At 61.2% G+C, this 19,869-nt stretch carries 14 protein-coding genes and 1 pseudogene; 6 read left to right on the top strand and 9 right to left on the bottom strand.

Annotated features, from left to right (window positions below; genetic code table 11):
- Nucleotides 1–323: 323 nt before the first annotated feature.
- From GV035_RS03310 to GV035_RS03295, 4 genes are all read left to right on the top strand, one after another.
- Nucleotides 324–668: an effector-associated constant component EACC1 gene (locus tag GV035_RS03310; protein WP_159833348.1), complete on the top strand. Its 345-nt coding sequence runs from the start codon at nt 324–326 to the stop codon at nt 666–668.
- Nucleotides 669–805: 137 nt separating this feature from the next.
- Complete coding sequence (locus GV035_RS03305) at nt 806–1,840, top strand: caspase family protein (RefSeq protein ID WP_159833346.1); 1,035 nt, start codon at nt 806–808, stop codon at nt 1,838–1,840.
- Between the two features lie 186 nt (nt 1,841–2,026).
- Entirely contained in the window at nt 2,027–2,980 is a 954-nt protein-coding gene (locus tag GV035_RS03300) for a hypothetical protein (RefSeq protein ID WP_159833344.1), read from the top strand.
- Nucleotides 2,981–3,037: 57 nt separating this feature from the next.
- A complete protein-coding gene (locus tag GV035_RS03295; protein WP_159833342.1) occupies nt 3,038–3,916 on the top strand; it encodes a c-type heme family protein in 879 nt (292 codons plus the stop codon).
- Between the two features lie 46 nt (nt 3,917–3,962).
- On the opposite strand, the gene GV035_RS03290 is transcribed toward GV035_RS03295, so the two are convergent.
- The 8 genes and pseudogenes from GV035_RS03290 to GV035_RS03255 all read right to left on the bottom strand — a co-directional run bounded on the left by GV035_RS03290 (nt 3,963) and on the right by GV035_RS03255 (nt 14,935).
- A complete protein-coding gene (locus tag GV035_RS03290) occupies nt 3,963–4,655 on the bottom strand; it encodes a phosphatase PAP2 family protein (RefSeq protein WP_159834935.1) in 693 nt (230 codons plus the stop codon).
- A gap of 119 nt (nt 4,656–4,774) precedes the next feature.
- Nucleotides 4,775–5,053 carry a hypothetical protein gene (locus tag GV035_RS03285; protein ID WP_159833340.1) on the bottom strand — a complete coding sequence of 93 codons (279 nt, stop codon included), beginning with the start codon at nt 5,051–5,053 and terminating at the stop codon, nt 4,775–4,777.
- 804 nt (nt 5,054–5,857) lie between these two features.
- A pseudogene (locus tag GV035_RS03280) lies at nt 5,858–7,957 on the bottom strand (two-partner secretion domain-containing protein); the annotation flags it as partial.
- Between the two features lie 1,010 nt (nt 7,958–8,967).
- The gene (locus tag GV035_RS03275; RefSeq protein ID WP_159833336.1) at nt 8,968–9,270 is read right to left on the bottom strand and encodes a DUF4148 domain-containing protein; all 303 of its coding nucleotides are present in this window, start codon (nt 9,268–9,270) and stop codon (nt 8,968–8,970) included.
- A 241-nt stretch (nt 9,271–9,511) separates the two neighbouring features.
- The gene (locus GV035_RS03270; RefSeq protein ID WP_236572409.1) at nt 9,512–10,618 is read right to left on the bottom strand and encodes a glycosyl hydrolase; all 1,107 of its coding nucleotides are present in this window, start codon (nt 10,616–10,618) and stop codon (nt 9,512–9,514) included.
- A gap of 196 nt (nt 10,619–10,814) precedes the next feature.
- Entirely contained in the window at nt 10,815–12,254 is a 1,440-nt protein-coding gene (locus tag GV035_RS03265) for an efflux transporter outer membrane subunit (RefSeq protein ID WP_159833332.1), read from the bottom strand.
- Nucleotides 12,255–12,261: 7 nt separating this feature from the next.
- Nucleotides 12,262–13,836 (bottom strand): DHA2 family efflux MFS transporter permease subunit, encoded by a 1,575-nt coding sequence (locus GV035_RS03260; protein ID WP_159833330.1) that lies wholly within the window; start codon nt 13,834–13,836, stop codon nt 12,262–12,264.
- Between the two features lie 10 nt (nt 13,837–13,846).
- Nucleotides 13,847–14,935: an HlyD family secretion protein gene (locus tag GV035_RS03255; protein WP_159833328.1), complete on the bottom strand. Its 1,089-nt coding sequence runs from the start codon at nt 14,933–14,935 to the stop codon at nt 13,847–13,849.
- 519 nt (nt 14,936–15,454) lie between these two features.
- Between GV035_RS03255 and GV035_RS03250 the strand changes: the two genes are divergently transcribed.
- Entirely contained in the window at nt 15,455–16,474 is a 1,020-nt protein-coding gene (locus GV035_RS03250) for an alcohol dehydrogenase (RefSeq protein ID WP_159833326.1), read from the top strand.
- A gap of 427 nt (nt 16,475–16,901) precedes the next feature.
- Nucleotides 16,902–18,092 carry a GGDEF domain-containing protein gene (locus GV035_RS03245; protein WP_159833324.1) on the top strand — a complete coding sequence of 397 codons (1,191 nt, stop codon included), beginning with the start codon at nt 16,902–16,904 and terminating at the stop codon, nt 18,090–18,092.
- Nucleotides 18,093–18,364: 272 nt separating this feature from the next.
- Here the strand turns inward: GV035_RS03245 and GV035_RS03240 are convergent, their stop codons facing one another.
- Entirely contained in the window at nt 18,365–19,285 is a 921-nt protein-coding gene (locus tag GV035_RS03240; protein WP_236572408.1) for a glycosyltransferase, read from the bottom strand.
- Nucleotides 19,286–19,869 lie beyond the last annotated feature (584 nt).

The following is a 19,869-nucleotide window of genomic DNA, read 5'->3' as shown; positions in this document are numbered from 1 at the left end:
TCGATCAACGTTCGTCTGACGATATCCAGCACGCCACCACAATCGGCCGCCCCTGATACGCCGCAATCACACAGCGACCATTCGAAACGCTGATTCTCCGCGAAAACGCGACGCATTCCTGACTGATTAACCGCACGCGTTCATAAGGACGTCGCGGCGCATTGCGTTGATTGGACCCACTGCGCTTTCGCACACGTCCACGTAAGAACATGTATGGACAACTGTCGATCAAGCGTGAACAATGGATTCAACGGGCGATTCCTGGCGCAGATAGCGTTCAATGCTGCAAACGTAGCTCTTTTCAACCGTCGAAGGGAGTAGGCATGGACAAGGAACGTTACCGCTTTACCGTTTCGGCTGAGGATCAGGCCACGGCAGGTCAAGCGAGTCAGGCGCTGGCGGACATGCTCAGAGAACTCGATCCGGTGCTCGACGTCGATCGCCAGAAGGCGGACGAGGCGACCATGGATCTGGGCACCATCGTCAACGCTATCGCGACATCCGGCGCCACGCTCGCCATCGCCCAAGGTCTTGCGGGCTGGCTGCGGGCGCGAAAAGGCGCGTCCATCACCATCGAACTGGACCAGAGCGTCGGCAGCGTCAAGGCCGTGGTCGCAGGCGTCGACGCGGAAGCTGCCGTGCGAATCGCCGAGATCATCCGGGGTTGAGGCGGGAGACTCGCATCGTGCAGGCGTCCCACTTCCTTGCCTCTGAATCGACCGCAGCAGTCGTTCTCGGCTCACACGACTGGACCGGCGCCGGACTGGGACGCGCTCCCGCTTTCCTGCATGCGGCGAAGGAGTTCGTGCGTTACCTGATCGACAGCGCCGGGTTGGGGCTGGATCCCAGTCTCGTGCTGGATCTTTTCGACGACCCCGCGCCCGCCGGCGAACAACTCGCACGCCTCAGAGACACGTTCGATGTGCTGCTGCGTGAACGGCGCGACGAAGGCCGCCCCGTCGCCGATGTCCTCGTCTACTACGTCGGGCATGGTCAGACCGACGATCAGGGCCATCTCTCGCTTCTCGTGCGAAGCAGTCACCGGGGCATGGAGTCGGAGACCGGCATCCGGGCATCGGATCTCGCCCGTGTACTCAAGGTCGCCGCGCCGCAGCAGCGCCGTATCGTCGTGCTCGACTGCTGCTTTTCCGAGGCCGCCGCGCGGGAATTCATTGGCATGTCGGCGACACTCGATCAGGCCGTTGCTGCGACCGCCGCGAAGGACCTATCGGACGAAGAACCGAGTCGCGGCACATTGCTGATGTGCTCAAGCCCGGTGGGAGAGGTTTCCATCGGGCCTCCCAATGCCAAGATCACGCTGTTCTCGGGTGCCATACTCGAAGTGCTTCGCGAAGGCGCGGAAGGATATGCCGAGCAGCTATCGTTCGCGGATATCCGCGATGCCGCCTTCGAGAAGATGGTCATTGGCTTCGGCGCCAACGCGCCGCGTCCTGTCCTGCATCAGGTGAATGCGCGGAAGGGCGATCTCACGCGCGTCAAGGTTTTCCCCAACCGGGCGTTTCACTTCGACGCGGCAACGCACAGCGAGCAGGCAGACGCGGCGGCGCGCGAGCAAGTGAAGCGCGACGTGGACGTCGAACAGCGAAGCGTTCATGAATCGGAGGCGCGCGAACCCGCTCACGAGGAACACGACGCTGCACCTGCGAACGATCATCAACTGGTGAAACCGGAGGCGCATGCGTATGGCGCGTCGCACGTAAACGATGCGCCCGGGGTCAAAAAGGATGCTCGCTCGAAGCTCTTGCTCAACCTTCTTTCAGTTGTACTATTTATCGTACTGGCCATGCTGTACATTGTTTTTTTCAGCGGGCATTTGTAACGGGCGGCGTCAGTCAGGAAGCTTCGCGCCCACGCGAATTCACTGTGCAGCGGCTATGGTCAGCGAGACACTGAAGCAAACGGTATGCGGTACATCATGTCGAAAACACCGTCGCAACGGACGCTGCCAATGCCATTCGAATGCCGTTTCTCTCTGATATGCGCGGCCACAGTGCGGCGCGCAGGCATGAGCGGTGCATTGGCGATCATGACATGCGCGGTTTCGCTCGCTCGTGCGGACATTCTGATCACATTTGCCGAAAACCCCGTGTCGGTCATTCGTGGCGCTTCGTTGTATCGCGCGGGCGCGGGCGTGAAGCTGCGCGACGGCGACATCGTCAAGACGGACACCGGCCAGGCGGCGCAAATCGAGGACGGCACGGGGACGCTCATTGCGTTGGGCCCGCAGACACAACTTCTTCTGACAAGCCGTTCGATGCAGCAACATGCGCCGGCAGGATTAACGCGGATTTCGATGTTATCCGGCTGGCTCAAGACGAGTTGCATGGTCAGCATCGCGCGGCAACAGCCGGTTTCGATCGAGCTTCCGGGCCTAAACATCCGGCCCACACGCGATGGTGCGTGGACGCTTGTCGCGATGGCCACGGCTCAACGCATCGCACTCTTCGCCGAGATCGGCGACGACGCAATCGAGCGCACAGTCCGCGGCAGCCAGTTCATGCAGACGCTTGGCGCTGGCCAGTACGTCGAACGAGATGCGGACACATCGCTGCGCACGCAAGCGCGCCCGTCGGCAGAATTCGTCGGTGCGTTGCCTCCGCCTTTCCGCGATGCCCTCGTCGGCCTATCGGACCACATCACGAGCAGACAAGACCTTGCGGCACCTGTGCGCCCCGTGGACTACGACGACGTCTCCGACTGGCTCGCGAGCGACGTGAGCGAGCGCAAGACGTTCGTCACACGCTTCGCTTCCCGGCTCAAGTCGGCGTCTTTTCGCGCGCAGATCGATGCACATTTGAATACTCTGCCCGAATGGCGCCCGATTCTTCACCCGCCGCCGCAGGCGCCGGCGACACGGCACAAAGCCCATGCTCAGACGCTGCCTGCATCGCGCAAAGAAAGCGACACCGCGTTGCGCCATGACGATGATCCGGCAACGGAGGACATTCATGGGCAATGAAGCGCCTATGCGCGAAAAAGCACTGCCGCGTTTGCAGATCGATCGTGTGGAGCAGTCATGAATCTCTCTCTGACCGCGAAATTCAATCTCGCCTTCCTGGCTGTGTTTGGCGCGGGATACGTCGTGACCGGAATTCTGGTCGACCGGGCGTTGCAGAACAGTGCCGCGCAGACGACGATCGGAGACGCGAGCCTGATGATCGAAGCGGCCACTGCGGTACACAACTACACGGCCGAGCAGGTGACACCGCTGCTGTCGACGCAGATCCGATATGCGTTCGTGCCGCAGTCAATCCCTGCTTATTCGGCGATAGAAAGCCTGCTTCCGCTGGAAAAGAAACTGCCGGGGTTCTCTTACAAGCATGCGATGCTCAATCCGACCAATCCGCGCGACCGCGCGACCGACTGGGAAAACGATGTCATTCGTCGGCTGCATGACCATCCCGAGTTGCATGAGGTGACCGGCGAGCGCGCTACACCGCTCGGTCTCAGCCTGTACATCGCGCGCCCCACGCGCATCGACTCCGGTGCATGCCTTCAGTGCCACAGCACGCCTTCGGAAGCGCCGCGCACGGTGCTCGACAAATACGGACCGGCGAACGGATTTGGCTGGCCCTTGCATGAAACGATCGGCGCGCAGTTCGTCTCGGTGCCGATGTCGCTGCCGCTCGAACAGGCAAGAAGCGTCTGGCGCACGGTGATGATTTCGTTCGCCGCCGTGTTTGCCTGCGCTCTAATCGCGCTGAATGTGTTGGTGAACTTCATGGTGACGAGGCGGCTCGCTGCGCTGTCGCGTGCTGCGGACCGCGCGAGCCTGAGCGATGTTGACGTCGCCACGTTCCCGAGCAGCGGCGGCGACGAGATCGCATCGCTCGCACATTCTTTCGGCCGGATGAGAGCCCGTCTCATCGAAGCGATGACGACACACAAACCATGACGAACCGACCACCGACATGCTCGCAGCCCCGCACCGGAACGCCTGCTTAAAGATGCTTGAGCACACTGCCCGCCAGCCTGCGTAGTTCGTCGAACTGCGTGACGAGTTCGACGCATACGATGAAGGCCAACATTGCCGAAGGGCCGGGCCACCGTTCGATCCATCGCAGCGCGGGCGCCGCGTAGCGAACCCGGATCGCATCGCGCGTCAAGACGTAGGTAATTGCGATGCCCAGAGCGGCGCCGACGAGCAAATCGGTGGGATAGTGAAAGCCGAGATAGGCGCGCGGCACGCAAATGAACACGAGGGTATAGAGAATCGCCACCACACCGATGACACGGGACACGAGATAAATGCCGGTCGCGATGGCCATCCAGAGCATGGCGTGATCGCTTGGAAATGAACTCCAGTTCGATAGCTGTGCGTCTTTGATATCGCTCGCTGCGAAGTGCGAATGCAGTTCGGCACTGTAGATGGGGCGCACTCGGAACGGCAGCGATTGACTAAGCAGCCTTCCGACCATTAGGGCCACGAGGCCGCTGATAAGCGTCGCGAGAACCATTTCTCGCCGCCATTCGCGGCGTTCGTCCTGTTGGAACCACATCCACCAGAGCACGGGGATAAGCACGAGCCCTTTGAACAGGGAAAGGTCGGCGACGTTTTCTATGAATACCGTTGCGAAGTGACCGAGGTGAAGGTTCGACAAATAGGTTTCGATAGCCGAATCGAAGCTGTTCATCATATTGCAATATTCTCGAGCGAGTCGTATCGACGCTAGGATAACTTACTCAATGATCTGTCTTTTAGGTGTTTACGCTCAGTGGCGCGTTCTTTTGCGTTAATCTTTGTCTCGTGGTTTCAGCAACGGTTTGTCGTCGCCAGGTTCAGCGCCTGGAGCATGTAGTCGCTCGAGATGAAGCTGGTGTAGCTCGTCAGGCGCGGATCGGTGGCGATCAGATACGCCGCGTTCGGCGACGTGTTGTAGTGATACAGCCCGTTCGTCGGCAACGGAATGTTCAACGCGCCCGCCGGTCCCGCGACCGATTGCGGCGCGTTGATGGTCGCGCCGTTGCCACTCGCCGCTTGAGTCGACGCGCTGCTTGCGCCATTGACCGATGCGCCGCTCGCGTTGCTCACGCCTGCTGTGCTGCCGCCGGCACGACCACCATTACTCAAACTTCCTTAGAACTGCGCAGTCATCTGAAAGCCGACGGTCACGCGTGAAGTATCCAACGTCGCCGGTTTGTAGAGCGGCGTGCCGGCGAACAAGTCGTAGCTGAAACCGGCGTACTTCGAGGGCACGCCGCCGCGAATGCCGATCACCGCGCCGACGAGCTGTGTCCCTGCGAGAAAGGCTGTATTCGGTCCGAACACGTGTCCATAGTCGATGCCCGCGTACACCGTCGTGTCCTGCACGCTGATTACGTTCTGCGTCGCGTTCAGCGAAACGCTGCCACCGACCAGTGCGCCGGTGTTCTCCAGCGTGCTCGAGTGCGTGCTGAGCGTGCCGCCCGCCATCATCGTTCCGCTGTTCTGAATATCTCCCGCGTTGATTCCGAGATTGTTCACCGCCTCCAACAGCGCGCCATTGCTGAACGTGCCCGGCAGCGTGAAGGACAGGTCATGACCGGCGCTGAACTGGAAAGCCGGCGTCGGCGCGAAGTCGCCTTGTACGGTGAGCGCCACGTCATTGGCCGCGCTGTAGCTGCCGCCACCCGTGAGCGTGGCCGCATTCACCGAGAGGTTATGTGTTGCGCCGATCTGTCCGTTCGCGTTGGTAACTGCGCCGGTCGTCGTGATCGCGATGTCGCCATTTGAGCCGCTAAAGGTTCCAACCTGCCCGCCGCTGTTGTCCACAGTATCGGCCTGCACCTCGACGTTTGACCCGCTCAGCTGGCCGTTCTGCGTATTGACGAGCGCCGACGTGCCGACGGCTACATTGCCGTTGCCGGTAATCACGCCACCGCTGTTGACGGTCAGGTCCGTGCTGTTCGTCTGAATCGTGCCGCCGTTCGAGTTGTCGAGCGCGTTGCTGACGTTCATGCCCATCGATGACGCACCGTATTGCGTGATCGTGCCGCCATGGTTCAGCAGGTCGGTTGCAGCCAGCGCGAGTTGGTTGCCCTCGATATCGCCGCCGCTGTTATCGAGCGTGCCGCCGGTCGTCACCGCGAGGTTCGGCGCGACGATCGAGCCACCGTTGTTCGTCAGAGAGCCGGTAACGATCGTTTCGTTCGCGCCAGCGCCGATCTGTCCGGCATCGTTGGTCACTGCACCGCTCGCAAGACTCAGGTCGTTGTTCGACAGCAGCTTGCCCTTCGTATTGTTGAGCGCCCCGCTGACGGTGGCAGCCAGACCCTTCTGCCCGATGATCGCGCCCGCCGCGTTGTTGAGACTGCCCGCCTGGGCGATGATCCGCCCGTTGCTCTGAAGCGTGCCGCCCGCGTTCGAAAGCGCGCCCGTGCCGTTGCCCGCATTGACTGTCAGTGTGCCGCTACCGGCATGCGTGATGGTGCCGCCGTCGTTGTCGAGCGTGGCGGGCGACAAGGTCAGGTCGGTGCTGTTCGTCTGGAGCGTGCCACCCGCCGAATTGTCGAGCGTGCCCGAGACCGCGACGTTCATCGCGGCAGCGCCACTCTGCGTGATCGTTCCCGCATGATTGACGAGATTCGTGGCGTTGAGCGCCAGTTGCGCCGCTTGTGTGGTTCCTGCGCTGTTGTCGAGCGTGACCGCACTGCCCGAAAGCGTATCGTTCCCGCCGGCCACGTTCTGGCCCGTCGCAGTCAACTGGCCGCTCGCCGATACGTTGAGGTCGCCCGCGTTGCCGACCGCGCCGCTGTTGTTCACGCCCGCCCCAAGCGTGCCCGTCGAGGCGACGCTGCCCGCGTTGATCGTCGTACTATTCTGCGCAGCAATCGTCCCGCTGTTCGTGAGCGCGCCGCTCGTCGTGGCCACGACGTTGCCTTGCGCGTAGGTCGTGCCGATGTTATTGATGCCCTGCCCGGCGTTCGCGCTGATCGAACCGCTCGCGTTGGTGGTTCCGGCGAGCACGAGTTGGCCGTTAGACTGGAGCGTTAGGTCGCCCGCTTGTGCTGCCAGCACGCCCTTGTTCGAAACGCCGACGCCGTACTCGTTCGATACGAGATAAATGCGGTTCGCATACATGCCACCCAACGCGCTCACGTCGATGGCAACCGATGGGGCAGGACCATTGCCTGTGATTGGCGTTGCCGCCAGCGTGTTGTGGTCGATCTGATTCGAGCCGGCGACCGCGTTCAGATTGTTGGCATAGATGGCCGCGTTGACTTGAATCGCGCGTGCGAGCAAGTCCACCTGATCGACGTTCGTCGCATTCAGTCCCGCACCCTGCACGGTGATGTTGCCGCCATTGACGCTAAAGCCCGCGAGACTGCCATTGGCGCCGAAGTTCGGCGTACCGGTCGTGAGAATGGCGCGTGAGGTGTTAATAAAGCCGCCGCCGTTCACCACTAAGCCGTTCGAGTTGGCGATGACGACTTCCGCGCGCTGCCCGGCCACTTCCAGATAGCCGTTCAGTTGCGAAGGCGAATTGCTCAACACCTGGTTGACGATGATCCCCGCCGATTGTCCCGGTGAGAGATTCGGGTTGCCATTGATGTACCCCGCTTGCTGCGTCTGCACGAGCGTCGGCGAGTTATTGAGAATCGCGCCCTTCGACGGAATGTCAAATTGTGAATAATTGTTAAGGGAAACGCCGGCAGCAGACGGTTTGGCGATGTTGACTTGCTGGAGTCCATTCTGCGTCTGAATCACCTGCGCAGCCGACCCGGGTGCTGCGACAATCTGCGCGTGCGATATCGACATAGCAGTACCGAGCATCAGCATCGCGGCGAACGACACGGCACGCATGGGAAGGCTCAATCCGATGTCTTGGAGCGAGGCGACCGACGCGCGTTGCGTCGCGCTACCGCCTTGCGCGCCTTGTCCCGTGGCGAAATCGGCGACCGCTACCATCATGTGCCGCACGCGGCTAAACACCAGTTTGTAAATCCCGTTATTCATTATTCGATGCTTCGCTTCTTTCTAGGTGTCAGGCACGCGAGCGCATGCCCGCGTCAAACGACCTGAAAGTTTTCCCGCGATCAACATCTCGTAATATGGGAGTTGTCCGAGTTCGAGCGCGCTGTCGCGCCGCGATGACAGACGGTTTTTTGCAGATGTGCGCTATTTGGACGTCAGTGCTGAAAGAAGCAGTGCATTGCGAAGAAAAGATCCGGGTCGCGCTGTTTGCCGGTTGCTCGTGGTTTTCTTGATTGCGATGTCATTGACGCGGGACGTTCGAGACGTCGAGCGAGACGCAGAGCGCCGCGATAACCACGAATGTCAGCGATTCTGACCTGACGAGGTACGCGATTGGGTGTATGACGGCGACATCACGACAAGGGCGTCGCAATGCTGGCTATGGACGGTCATGACCACAGCGTGTCCTTCGCGGTCCGAGATGACGAAAGAAACATCATCTACAAGCCCAGCCCACGACGACTGCAATTCATTGCTTCAGAAACGCGCGAGAACTCAACCGGTGACGCGAGTGAATCAATGGCAGTTGGGCGACCAGAACTCGCCTCGCTGTAGGCGTTGCACGAACGACCTTAATGGTCGATGCCGCAGCGGTGCCAACGATGATTTGGCTACACATGCCGCATGCGTTCGCCGTTCACATCGGTAAAGGGTTATGGCGACCGTTTGCGCAGTTCAAGCTCGAACCGCTTTGTCGAAGACGCGTTGCAGGCGAGCCGCCCGGGCTGCTCGGCGTCGGCATTGCGCGGAATCGATCGACCATCGCGCCCATCCACGATCGATAAATCGAAAAAGTTGCCTCCCGACGAACCGCCGGGATATGCATCATCCGCTCGCGCTTGATGCCAATATCGCTCTGGCAAAGACCGCTCTATATGTCGAGCGCAGACCGCGTAATCAGCCGGCTAGCCCGCTACGCGATTCTGAATGACTTGTGCGACTCCCGTTCAGGATCAATGGCGGTGCGATCAAAAGGCCGCGTCGCCCCATGCTCACTGCGTCTTCCCAACGCTCGCACCAGACGCCTGCCCGCCCCCGCACGTATCCACACCTTCGAGCCCTTCTGCGCGCTTCTTCGCTGCCAGCCGCGCCTGCGCCAACTCCAGATTGCGCGGATAGTAGAAGTCTTCCTCCCACGGCCTGTATCCCACGCTCTCCAGTTCGCGAAGCTCGCATTGGGCACGCGCGCGAGTCATGGGTACTTGCTGAGTCGATGTTTGCGCGAGCGAACTGATCGGAATGGCGATTGCCAGGCCGCATGCGACTCGACGTACAACGGTGAGAATGCGCCTCATAGCAGGGCTCCGGTATGAATGGCCTTATCGAGCAATCGCCGGACCGCAGTCGCGGGACTTGATGCACGCGGCGCGCATCCCGACGCATCCACGATAGGCGCACCGACGCCACACTCCACAAACTACCGGGTACGAACGTTGCACGCCCGATGGCTCGGCGCGCATGCGCGTCCTCACTTGTTTGCGGATCGGGGATCTTCCTGAACTGGCTCGCTTATGGACCAACAGGCACCACACGACATCACACCGGGTTAGCCGCCACGAAATCCTTGAACACGCCGTATGCCGGATTCTTTGTCACGCCATCGGCCTGAATGAGGCCGTAATCGGAATCGATCACCGCGTACATCATGATGGACTGAATGTTGTACTTGTCCTTGATCGCGTGATATTGCGCCAGCGCGCGGCCGGTATAGGACGCGGCTTGCTGCGGCGTGTCGTTCGCACCGGACCAGCCCCACTCTGTCAGCCAGATCGGCACATTGAACGAGTCCTTGAGCACTTGCAGCACGTCGACGCACGCGTGATATCGGCCGCCGCACTGAATGTCGCCGGAGCTTTCGTACCAGTGATAGGTCGTGAAGTCCCATCTCAGCGATGCCGCGCCGCTCACGCCTTGCGCCGTGCCATCGGGCGAAATGCCGTTCCAGAGCATTTGCAACGCGCGGTAGGCCATTGGAATGCCGACGTTCACGCCGCACTGAATCGCCGGATCGACAGAGCGTACGCCGTCGATCATGCCGCGCAGCACGCCGCGAAACGACGGCCAGCAGGCCGGGCTCCAGTCCGCCGTGGAACTGCCGTCGCCGCCGATTTTCAGCGGCACGTCGAGTTCGTTCCCGCACTCGATGTATTTCACGAGCCCCTTCAGCGGCTGCGTGCAACGCACCGCCATGTCATAACCGAGCGAGTACGCAGCCGCTTCGGCGCTGTGCGGATTCCACTGCGCGGAGAGTGGATTCAAGACCGGCAGTATCGACACTCCGCTGTTCGCGAATGGTCCCTTCAATGCGTTGGCGAGCGTCGCCGCCATGCCGCCGCCCGCGATGTCGCAGCGATAGTTCGTCACGCCGAGGTCTTGCAAAATGGCGAGCTGCGCGGCGGGCGACATGGTCCGGTAGATGCCGTCGCCATACGCCATGTGGCCGTTGATGCCGTAGAACAGACCGCGCGATGCGGACGTGTTTTGCTGCGTGGCCGTGTTGGCGCTCGACGTACTTCCAGCCGACGTCGGCGTTGTCGAGTTCGTCGCGGCGCTGGCTGTGCCCGCAACCGGTGCTTCGCTGGCTCCCCCGCCTCCGCCGCCGCAGCCGGCAAGCACGGCGCTGCCGGCCGAAGCCAGCATCATCGCGAGAAATGTCCGGCGATCGAGGGCCCGGGCGGGATTGCTCGAAACGCGGCGAGGCGCAAAGAGTGAAGCGTCGTCGTGAGCTTGCATGGCCGAAAAAGAGGGCGTTGATGCCCGCGTTTACGGCGCTGCCACGTTGCCCCTTTAGCCGCTTTTTGCGCTGACACTCAGAGAGTTTCGATAACACATGACGGTTTTACCGACCCATCGCTGTCCGGACAGAATCATCGTCGTTCGTCGCGCTCCACCCACCGCCGAGCGAGCGATACATCGCCACCGCTGCCAGCGCGTGTTCGCGGCGCGACTGGTTGAGCGCATCGGCATCGCGCAGATAGGCTTGCTGCGCGTCGAGCACGTCGAGAAAACTGGCCGCGCCGCCTTTGTAGAGCTGCGTGGAAAGCGCGAGCGATTTTCCGGAAGCGGCGAGGGCATCGGTCAGACGCGCTGTTTGATCGGTTGTACTCACGAGGTCGCTGCGCGTGTCTTCGACATCCTTCAACGCCTGAAGCATCGTCTCGCGCAGATTAAGTTCCGACTCGCGCATGCGGCTTTCGTTTTGCTCGATGTCGGCGGTAATGCGGCCTGCGTTGAAGATTGGGCTGGTCGCATTCAGCGCGGCGGAGAACAGATTGTCCGCGAGCGTCGGCAAGCCCAGATACGACGATGCGAGCAAGCCGTCCGTCAACCGCAACGAAAACTTGGGATAACGCTCGGCGCGCGCCACGCCCACTTCCGCCGCGCGCTGCTGAACCTGCGCATAAGCGACGAGCACGTCCGGACGACGCAGCAGCGCGCCGGAAGGCAACATCTGCGGAGCGTCGTCGGCAGGGACAGGAATGGCGGGCGCGGCGCCTGCATCGGCGAGCATGAGCTTGTCGACCGATTCCGGCGTTCGGCCCGAATACACCGCGATCAAGCTCAACTGGTGCTGAATGGTCGCGTTCGTGCGCGGAATGCGCGCCTGAAGATCGCTCAGTTGATTCTGCGCGCGCGCGACATCGAGTTGTGTCGAGAGCCCGTACTGCAAACGCCGCTGCGTGAGTTTGAGCGCGCGTTCGCGGATGGTCAGGTTGTCCTCGAGGATCTTCCGTTCCGCCTGCGCCCAGCGCAAATCGACGTAAGCCGATGCCGTATCCGCCGCAAGTGCAAGCCGGATTTGATCGGCTGCATGCTCGCGCCCGACGAGTTGCGCCTGCGACGCAAGCAGTTCGAGCCGCTCGCCGCCGAACACATCGGGCGTCCAGTTCAGTGCGAGGCCAAAGCCCGCCTGGCGCACGTAGCCCAACGGCGGCGGCGTGTTCTGCCGCGCATCGGATGCGCCCGCGTTCGCGTCGAGTTGCGGCAGAAGCGCAGCGCGGCGTTGTGTCGTCAACGCCTGCGCCTGCTTCACGCGCTCGACTGCGGCTTGCACATCGAGATTGCTGTTCAGCACGGATGCGACGAGTTCGTGCATCGCGGGATCGTTGAACTGATTCCACCAGGTGTCGGGATCGGCGTCGGCCTTAGGGACGTCCACGGCCCAGTCAGCGGGCGCCGTGGTGCGCACCGTGGCGGCCAAATCCGCGTGCGTCGCGGGCTGAACCGCACAGGCGGCGACCGCAAATGTCATCAGGATAGCCAAATATATATTTTTCATCATCACCTCAATGTGCTTCCGATGACGGCGGCGCGCTGCCAATAGGCTTCGCGAACAGCACGCTGACGATGCCCACCAGAAAGCACAGCGCCAGTACGTAAAAGCAGTCCGCGAACGTGAGCACGAGTGCTTCACGCAACACAATCGCGTTCAATGATGCAAGCCCGGCTTGCGTCGCATCGAGCGCATCGCCTCCGATCGACGCGAGATGCGCGGAACTGCGTGCAAGCATGTCTCCGATCGCAGGCCGTCCGATGGTCACGCTTTCCGCGAGGCGCAGGTAGTGCAGATTGAGCCGGTCGTTGAGCATGGTCGCGCTTACCGCGATTCCGATCGCGCCGCCGAGGTTGCGCATCAGATTGAATAAGCCGCTAGCGGACTTGAGACGCGATGGCGGCAACGAACCGAGCGCCATCGTCACGATGGGCGGCACGGCGAATTGCTGGCCGATGCCGCGCAACGCCTGCGGCAAGAGAAGTTGCTGCCAGCCCCATTCGTTGGTCAACGGTGTATAGAAATAGCAGCCGAGGCCGAAGCAAATCAGGCCGAAGACGAGCAGCACGCGCATGTCGATGAAACGCGACGCGAAGCCATACACGCCGATCGACGCAAGCTGGAAGCATCCGACCGACAGCAAGGCAATGCCGATCTGCAATGAATCGAAGCCGCGCACGCGCCCGAGGAACACCGGCGTTAGGAATACCGCCGTGAAGATGCCAATACCGGTGACGAACGAAAGCAGACTGCCAATGCCGAAGTTGCGCACGGACAATGCGCGCAAATCGACGATGGCCTCTTTAGCCGTCAAAGCATGAACAATGAACAGAAAGCCGCAGATCCCGGAAACCCACGCACAGATCAAGATCGCGTCATCGCCAAACCAGTTCTTGCGCGGCCCCTCTTCCAGCACGTATTCAAGACAGCCGAGAAATCCCGACATCAACAGTATGCCTAAGTAATCGCCTTTCTTTAACAGCGAGAGATCCGGCTTATCGATGTGAACGTATTTCGGCACAAGCACGGCGACGACGAGACCGGGCACGAGGTTGAGATAGAACAGCCAGTGCCACGACCATTGATCCGTGATCCATCCGCCGATGACCGGACCGATCGCTGGCGCAAGCGAGGCCAGCGCGCCGATGGTCGTCGATGCAATCAGCCGCTGCTTGCCCGGAAAGAGAACGAATGCGGTGGTAAAGACAGTGGGAATCATCGCGGCGCCGAGCGCGCCCTGCATGCCGCGAAAGAGAATCATCGAATTGATGTCCCACGCCAGGCCGCACAGCATGCTGGTCACAGTGAATCCGATTGCCGACGCCGCGAACAACCACCGCGTCGAGAACACTTTCGAGAGCCAGCCGGACATCGGAATGACAAGGATTTCCGCGATCAGATACGACGTCTGCACCCACGACAGCTCGTCCTGACTTGCGGACAACCCGCCGCCGATATCCTTGAGCGACGACGCGACGATCTGAATATCCAGCGTCGCCATGAAGAAGCCGAGGCACATGAGCGCGAAGGCAAACACGCGCTCCTGGACAGGCGCATCGGCGGGATGGACGAGGACGTTGCGGTTCATGATGTCCGCCTCAACCGTTGTGCTTGTCGAGATGCACTTTCACCGTCGCGGACAAGCCCGGACGTAACACCGATTCGGCGCCCTTGGGCACGTCGAGCCGGATACGCACCGGCACGCGCTGTACGATCTTCGTGAAGTTGCCTGTCGCGTTCTCGGCGGGCAGCACGCTGAACGTTGCGCCAGTCGCGGGCGCAAGGCTCTCGACGTGCCCGGTTAACGGAATGTTCGACGCGTCCAGTGCGACATCGGCCTCGTCGCCTGCTTGCATCTTCTTGAGCTGGTCTTCCTTGAAGTTCGCATCGACCCACAGGCCGGTCGCGGGAACGATGGTCAGCAGCGAGGTGCCCACGTTCGCGAGCACGCCCACGCGCGCCGTGCGGTTGCCGACGTAGCCATCCACCGGCGAGCGTATGGTCGTGTATTCGACGTTCAGTTCCGCGACGCGACGTGCGGCCTCGGCGGTCGCGACGCGGGCTTGTGCATCCGCGATCTGCGCTTCGAGCACGGACAACTGACGCTTGGCCGCGACGAGCGATGCGCCGCTCTTGTCGACCGAAGCTTGCGCCTTGCTGTAGTCGGCATCCGCGCGTTCGACAAGCTGGTTCGACACCGCGTCGTCCTTCACGAGTTCGCGGTAACGCAAGCGGTCCTGCCCGCTGCGCGTGAGTTCCGCCGACGACGCGCGCACTTCCGCTTGCGCCTGATTGATGACTGCGGCCTGCAACGCATCTTTCGCGCGCAGTTCCTCGACGGCCGCGCGTGCGCTCGAAACTTCCGCATTGGCCTGCGCGAGACGTGCGCCGTAATCACGCGAATCGAGGCGCACGAGCACTTGCCCTGCCGTCACGCGCTGGTTGTCCTGTACGAGCACGTCCGTCACGAAGCCATTCAGCTTCGGCGCGAGCACGGTGACGTCGCCGCCGACGTAGGCATCGTCGGTTGTCTGAACGAAGCGCAGCACGACCGCCCAATAAGCGCCCGCCGCGATCAATACGACTGCGACGAGGCCGAGCGCAAGCGGCATCCAGGGTATGCGGCGCGCGGGCCGTCCAAGCGCCGGCGCGGTCGTCGATGGGAGATTGGTAGAGGGCGTGGTCATCGGATTTCAGTGCATATGCACTACGCGGGGTATAAAAGCGGCAGCGATCGCTGCCTCATTCGACCGAGAGACTAACTGTGCATACGCACGGCGTCAAGGCGTGCTGTCCGCAGGAGAGAAATGTCGCGGCGACAATAATCGCGCTCGACTTCATCAACTACCACGCCAAATACGCGCGGATGCCGGCGATTAGCCTCGGCATCGCCGATACCTACACCGATGGTCACGCAGCGAACAGCCGAACATGCGGCGCGCCGTATTTGACGTGCATCGATACGTCGACGGGGCATCAAATGGTTGGCGGCTCTGACCGCGAGCGCGCGGCGTTGGCAACGCGCAAGCCGTGGAACGGCCCCGCCAATGTATCGACGAAGCCTGTCTGCAAATCTACTCGACTGCTGTCACAATCGCCGTTGCGACGTTTTCTCGACGATGCGGTCAGCAGCGTGGGCGCTAGCCGTGTCATTCGCGTGCGGCGTGCGAATCACGCTGCACTGATCCCATGAACAGGAGCGAGCAATGCCATCCATGCAGGCAGTTCAGGTGTCGAAAGCAAATGGTCCGCTAGAAGTCGTCGAACGAGAGGTGCCCGAGCCATCCGACGGACATGTGCTGATCAAGGTGCATGCGTGTGGCATCTGCCACAGCGATTCGCTGACCGTCGAAGGACAATGGCCCGGTCTGCAATTTCCGCGCGTGCCGGGTCATGAGATTGCAGGCGTCATCGAGAAGGTCGGCGCGGGCGTCGAAGGATGGGGGAAAGGCCAACGCGTTGGCGTGGGCTGGCATGGCGGGCATTGCGGCCATTGCGATCACTGCCGTCACGGCGACTTCGTGCTGTGCCAACGCGGGCTCGTTCCGGGCATCAGCTACGACGGCGGATACGCGGAGTACATGGTCGCGCCTCAGGAAGCACTCGCGCGCATGCCGGACGATCTCTCCGACATCGACGCCGCCCCGCTGCTTTGCGCCGGCATCACGACGTTCAATGCGCTGCGCAACAGCGGCGCGCGAGCGGGCGAAGTCGTGGCGATTCTCGGCATCGGCGGGCTCGGTCATCTCGGCGTGCAGTACGCGCGAAAGATGGGCTTCGTGACCGTAGCCATCGCTCGCGGACAGGACAAGGCGCCGCTTGCCAAGCAACTCGGCGCGCACCACTACATCGACAGCGAAGCGCAGAATGTCGCGGAAACACTGCTGGCGCTCGGCGGCGCGCGCGTCATCCTTGCCACCGCGACGAGCGGCAAGGCAATGAGCGCGACCATTGGCGGCTTGGGGCTCAATGGCAAGCTCATCATGGTCGGCATCTCTCAGGAGCCCGTCGAAGTGCCCATCGCGCAATTCATCATGGGCCGCCACTCGGTTCAGGGATGGCCGTCTGGAACAGCAGCCGATTCACAGGACACCTTAGCATTCAGCGCGCTCGCAGGCGTCAAGCCGATGATCGAAGAGTATCCGCTGTCGGAGGCACCGCAAGCGTATGAGCGGATGATGAGCGGCAAGGCGCGGTTTCGCGTCGTGCTGACGCCTGGAAAGTAATCAGGCGCGCGGCGGCTCGCGCTGAATGGCCGCGCGCACGTCGCGCGGCCCCTGCTTGGCCAAGCGTCTGCAGCGGTGGCCGAAATGCTTCGCGGGTTTGTTCGATGGTGTCTATCTTCGGATCGGCCCACGCATCGGCACGCTTGAGAATGCTTTACGTTTACTCGCGATGCCGCCCACGCCCGGCACGACTCGCCCCATGCTTCTTTCGCAATTCCCTAAAGTTTTCCGTTCGAACGCCGATATTTGACGTTGACCGAGGTCAGTGGACCGACTCATAAAGCGCAGCCTGTTTCAAAAGTCGACGCCATGAACTCCGCAAACGGCAGCCACCGCCCGCGCTTGTCTGCGCTTGCAAGCCGCAAGGCTTTCGAGCGGTAACACTCCGCTTGGAAAAACCCGTACATCGCGCACCGACAAGCCAATCATGCCCACGTTCGACTTGCGTACCGTCCTTCTGATGGCATCCGTGATGCCTGGACTGATGGCTTTAGTGATGTTCTCCATAGGCAGAACTTTCCCCAGAACGATTCAAGGCGTAGCGCAATGGGCGCAGGGCTCGCTGCTCTTTTCCGCTGCCGCCTTCGTCATGGCGCTGCGAGATGTGTTTCCGGACTGGTTATCGGTGATCGCCGGTAATGCCTGCATCGTCGGCAGCATAGGGCTTTGGCTTATAGGGAGCCAACGCTATCTCGGTCGCCCAGCTTTCATCCGCCTTATCGCAGCCCTGACTGTCCTGGATGCCGTCAGCCTTAGCTGGATGACATGGGTCGACTTCACGCCCTTCGGGCGTTCGCTCTTTACGAATGTCATCCTTTCAGTGCTTTTCGCGCTCCTCGCGTATGAGTTGCTCCGGTTCGGCCGGGATGATAGCGGCGCGAAGGTCGTCGGCACTTTGTTTGCCGTCGAGACGCTCATCGCATTCGCCAGGGTCCTGACGTTGCTGCGGCCCGGCTCCCCGCACGAAGGCTTGTACGCTCACGATCGGATGCAACTCATTTACCTGAGCAGTGGCGCATTCATGTCGTTGAGCATTACCGTGGGATTCATGCTCACAGCAGTGAACCGGCTCCGTGTTCACCTCGAACAACTATCCCGCATCGATCCTCTCACTGGTCTACTGAATCGCCGCGCACTTTTGGGGGCGCACGCGCTGACGCGAGAAACACCTCGCAAGGTCAGGCGATATCTTTCACTGTTGCTCATCGACCTCGACCACTTCAAAAAGATCAACGACACCTACGGTCACTCGATGGGCGACGACATTCTCGTGGACTTCGCGCGACGTGCAGCTCTCGCACTCCCGCCGGAAGCGCAGTTGGCGCGTTGGGGCGGAGAAGAATTCGCCGTGCTGTTTCCCTGCGAGCACGTCGACGAACCCTTGCGTCTTGCACATGCCCTGCAATCTCGCATCGCGTGCATGGGGGGATCGGCTTTGCCTTCTTATACCTGTAGCATCGGGATTGCTTATGTCGACGCTGCCGACGCAACCATCGAGCAGCTGTTGAAGCAAGCGGACGCGGCGCTGTATCGCGCCAAAGACAATGGCCGCAATCGAGTCGAGGTTGCGCAGGACGTGGCGGATGTCGCCGGCTCACCGGTCCTGTCGGGGCATTGAGGATATGGACTTCGCTCGCAGGCGTTCATGACTTCGGTGGATACTTTTGCGAGTCGTTTGCATCGTATGTTACGGGCATCGTTGTAGACTCGACGCATTTATCGTCATCGCAAGCGTCTCGCTCGTCTACATCTTCGTCGCATTCACGGGCCTCAGGTAGCCGCACCCTGTCCGGCTCTATTGCCGTCACAGGCAGAGCAAGCCCGACGAACACGCTTTCCATTGCAACGGCATCCTTGAGCCAGTAATCGCTTGTCGTCTATGCGGCGACGTCACGTGAGCGTCGAGGTGAGGTCGAACGCGTCCGGCTCCGATGGTGCGGTCGCTATCACCTTCTGCGCTTGGGCTTCGAACACTTCACGCGAGAAGCGTCGGCGGAAGTCGCTCGCCAGCGCGCCCATCGGGAAATTGGGCGCAGCGAAGATGCGCTCGATGAATGCATTGGTATCGTCGCGAGGAAAGAGCAGCGCATCGGGCATGTACGAATCCAGGCCGCACACGCGGGAGACGACGATTGGCCGCTCCGCCAACACTGCTTCGATCATCACGAGCGGAACGCCTTCAAACGCGGACGGAAGCACGAGCGTATCGCTGGCGACGATATAGGGCAGCACATCGCTCTGAGGCCCGACTAAACGCACGCATGAGGACAGGATTGGACTTGCCTCGACCATGGCCGCAAGACGCGATGCATCCGGTCCTTCCCCAACGATAAGCACAAGGGCGTGCTTGAACGCTTCGGGGTTGCGCTCGATGGCGCCCATCAGAAAGTCCTGGCGCTTCTGATAGAAGTTGATGCGGCCGATGTGCGCGATGATGGTTGTGCCGTCATCAGGCAAGCCCAATGCCGAGCGCGCCGCATGTTTCGTGAGCCCTGAGCCGCTGAAGCGGTCGTCCACAAAGTTTTCCAGGATCATGGAGCGCGCATGCGGCGCAAGCCTTGAGAGCTTGTCTTGTAGGTGCTCGTTAAGCGTGACGAACTCGCGTGGCACTCGATACAGCACGCGCTTGATGATCCACTTCGCCTTTCCAATCATGCCGGCGCCTACCGGCGGATCATCGACGAGTGGCAGATAGCTCACTGTCGGCACGCGGGCGTGGCGGCCGGCGAGCAAACCAGCGAGTCCCGACACGATCGTACCCTGCGCAACAATGAGTTTCGTGAGTTCCAGCTCGCGTAACGTCGCTGCCATTGACCGGATCGTCCGAACGAGAGTCAAGCGATTTCCTCTGAATGACTCGGACGTGAAGGGCAACGCGACTGCCCGGACCTTAGCGTTATCGCCGGCCAGCGCGCTGACATGGCGGTAAAGAACTGCGTTTGTCGTCGGCACGAAGATGTGCAAGGTATCGATTCGCGCACTAGACGCAAGGACCTGCATGAGTCGCTTGAGCATCTCTTCGTGTCCCCCGTTGATACCTGAATCGCAGTAGATTCCCAAACGCATTAAGTTCTTCCTCGATGATTCGTCAGTTGATTATGGTTATGACGACGCGGCGCAATCGCCCGTCAGCGCGCGACGCTAGAGCCATGTGGGTCGGCGAATATCAAGTGTGTAACGCGCGCAGTCAGAATGAACCACCGCGTCACGTTTGAGAGCACACGGACGATTCGTTGCAACGCCATCTGGGGCACGCTTCAGAGCGGCAGAGGCTTTGCTATCCGCGCCTGTCAGTGGGCGTTTTAACTCAATCCACCAATGCGCGCTGACTCATGCAATTGTTAGGCCCGCGCGTTGCTTGCCGTTCGTCGAAGCATCGACCCAAACGGTTCTAT

This window comes from Burkholderia sp. 8Y (assembly GCF_902506145.1).
GTDB lineage: Bacteria > Pseudomonadota > Gammaproteobacteria > Burkholderiales > Burkholderiaceae > Caballeronia.
This window is presented reverse-complemented; position numbering and strand designations above follow the sequence as displayed.